This is a genomic window from Shewanella sp. 11B5, assembly GCF_002836795.1.
Classification (GTDB): domain Bacteria; phylum Pseudomonadota; class Gammaproteobacteria; order Enterobacterales; family Shewanellaceae; genus Shewanella; species Shewanella frigidimarina.
In genome coordinates, this window is sequence record NZ_PJAP01000985.1 from 1 (window position 1) to 2,804 (window position 2,804).

3 protein-coding genes and 1 pseudogene are annotated in these 2,804 nt (G+C 41.9%); 2 read left to right on the forward strand and 2 right to left on the reverse strand.

Annotation, left to right across the window (positions count from 1 at the left end):
• Positions 1 to 77: 77 nt before the first annotated feature.
• Positions 78 to 200, reverse strand: coding sequence for a hypothetical protein (locus CXF78_RS21950; RefSeq protein WP_011635985.1), 123 nt, complete (start codon positions 198 to 200; stop codon positions 78 to 80).
• Positions 201 to 473: 273 nt separating this feature from the next.
• Positions 474 to 1,412 (reverse strand): LysR family transcriptional regulator, encoded by a 939-nt coding sequence (locus CXF78_RS19230; RefSeq protein WP_102037663.1) that lies wholly within the window; start codon positions 1,410 to 1,412, stop codon positions 474 to 476.
• A 96-nt stretch (positions 1,413 to 1,508) separates the two neighbouring features.
• Between CXF78_RS19230 and CXF78_RS19235 the strand changes: the two genes are divergently transcribed.
• Both CXF78_RS19235 and CXF78_RS19240 read left to right on the forward strand, forming a co-directional pair.
• Positions 1,509 to 2,603: an HlyD family secretion protein gene (locus CXF78_RS19235; protein WP_102037664.1), complete on the forward strand. Its 1,095-nt coding sequence runs from the start codon at positions 1,509 to 1,511 to the stop codon at positions 2,601 to 2,603.
• A gap of 1 nt (position 2,604) precedes the next feature.
• Positions 2,605 to 2,804 (forward strand): annotated as a pseudogene (locus tag CXF78_RS19240) (EmrB/QacA family drug resistance transporter); the annotation flags it as partial.

The following is a 2,804-nucleotide window of genomic DNA, read 5'->3' on the forward strand; positions in this document are numbered from 1 at the left end:
ACCGAGCAATTAGCTCGGTATTTTTATGTGCTCAGTATGTCTACATCAAGCTATTTACTTGTTAAACGACGTGTAAATTATTTGATCTTACTGGCAAAATTTTCAGGTGAATTTTTCGATTGCTTAACCGCACGTTTCTCTTTTAAAGATAATGCCGGTTTTTTCTTCGCTTCTTTTGAATTATTACGTTCTTTGCTCATTTGTATGACTCCTAGCACGCATAACACGTGACTAATAAATGGTAATTTGTGTTGTTAGTATCGAATGAACCAAAATTAATCAGCCACTTAAATACTGACTTAGCCTTTGAACAATTTACTGAACCAAACTTATCATTGATATTGCGAATTAATGATGTGCGAAAACTTACCTCTATGATCTAAATTAATCACCTGATTGAGTTGATATTAGCACCTAGTCAGTAAAAAATATCTATTTATTCTATAGATTATTTTGTGCTTAAAAACTCATCTTTAATTATGATTGCTTTGGTGAACAAAATCGGGAATTTCGAGCACGCCTTCACCCCAATGCTCAAACAGAGCTGCATATAAAAACTCTACAAACACTCGGTATTTTCGGGGTAAATACACACGCTGCGGAAAGCTCAGGGTGACCTTGGTTTGCATCATTGGAAAGTCTTCTAGTATTGGTATCAGTTGCTTACTGTCTATGGCTTCTTGTGCAATAAAAACCGGTACCGCAGTAATGCCTAAGCCTTCAATTGCCGCTTCTCGGGCAAAGGTGACATTATTGACTTTTAGCTGCGCAGGGGGATCAAGATCAAGCCATTGGTTACCATCAAAAATACGCCAGCCACCATTAATATGGGCCGACTGTAATTTAATTGCGGTATGGATCATTAAATCTTGCGGTATTTGTGGTGTGCCATGACGCTCAAGGTAAGTTGGGCTTGCCATTAACAGCCTGCTGGCAGTGACTAACGAGTAGCTTTGCAGCTTAGGATCATGCTGTTCAGTAATTTGAAATAGAAAATCGACCCCTTCTTCAATCACATCAATTTTACGGTTAGTCAGTTCTGCATCAATGGTGATATTGGGGTAAGCCGCCAGAAACCGGGCAAGGATACGACCTAAAAATAATTGTCCTAGCTCGATAGGGCAAATCACTTTTAAGTTGCCTTTGATGTCTTGCTGGCTCGCGCTGAGAAGATCTTCGGCGTTTTGTAAATCTTGTAAAATTTTACTGATGCGATGGTAATAGCTCGAACCCGCTTCAGTGAGTTTCAATGACCTTGTGGTGCGAAACAGTAATTGCACACCAGCATCTGCTTCTAGATCTGCGATTTTACGACTCACAGTGGCTTTGGTTATCCCCAGCGCCTTGGCTGCACCGGTAAAACTGCCTTGTTCTACTACTTGCGAGAATATTTGAACGCGGTTGAGATCCATATTGTTACACCTGTGAAACAGTGGGTTGAATTTTTACTATCTAATAAACTTAAGGAAACAGTAGTAAACTAGAGCAGAATAAATTAGGAGTCAAATATGTCTATCAATAAGCGGTTAGTGTTAGTGCCAAGTATTATCGTTGTGTTAGTTGTTGCAGGCGTTTATTGGTGGTCACAAGTTCGATATATCGAGTCAACGGACAATGCGTATGTTGAGGCTGATATTTCAAATATCAGTGTAAAAGTCCCCGGCTACATTGTGCAGTCTGCTGTGGTTGATAATCAACATGTCAACAAAGGTGAACTACTGGCTCAACTGGAAGACAGTCAGTTTGTTGCTAAGCTGGCTCAAAGCAAAGCTGTGCTAGCGAGTACCCAAGCAAACTTGCAAACCTTGGCCGCAAAGGTTGATTTACAGCAAGCATTAATTAATCAAGCTAAGGCAACCGTTGTGGCCTCACAGTCAGAGCAGTTAATTGCTCAACAACAGTTGAAGCGTTCACAGAAATTAAAAATCAGTAATTACAGTTCACAAAATGATGTTGACCAACTTCAGGCTGGTTTCGATTCAGCATCAGCTCATGTCGATGAGGCGCAAGCTGCATTAGTGGCTAAGCAGCGTGAATTGTCGGTATTTAACGCGCAATTATTACAAGTACAAGCGGATGTCGATCAGGCAATGGCCAGTGTCGAGTTGGCCAATATTCAATTGGTTGATACACGTGTTACGGCACCGTTTTCAGGGATTATAGGTAAGCGTGGCGCAATGGTGGGCCAGTATGTTCAACCTGGACAAGCATTGTTTAGCCTAGTGCCAGATGCACAAGTGTGGATTACGGCTAACTTTAAAGAAACTCAAATTGAGCACATGCAAGCCGGACAAGCCGTTAAGGTGAGTTTAGATGCTTATCCTGATGATGTGTTTAGCGGATTTATCGACAGTTTAGCACCTGCATCGGGTTCTAAATTTAGCTTGTTACCCGCAGAGAATGCGACGGGTAACTTTACCAAAATTGTTCAACGTATTCCGGTGCGTATTCGTCTTGAACATGATCAACCCTCATCTGTAATTGGGCGTATTTTACCTGGCTTAAGTGCCTTGGTTGAAGTTGATACAGAGTCAGCAACTCAATCTCATGAGCTTGCTAAGGCATCTGCTGTTCAAGCAACATCTGTGACTGCAGGGCATTAATATGAACCAGTCAGCCACTGAGGCAGATGCATCGCAAGTCGGCCCTGTAAGTACTGTGGATGATAAACCGACCGGTTATCAGCGCGGTAGCACACGTTCTTGGATTGCTGTTGCTGGCGGTTTAATCGGTGCTTTTATGGCGATTTTGGATATTCAAATCACCAACGCGTCGATGAAAGAGATTCAGGGCAGTTTAGGGGC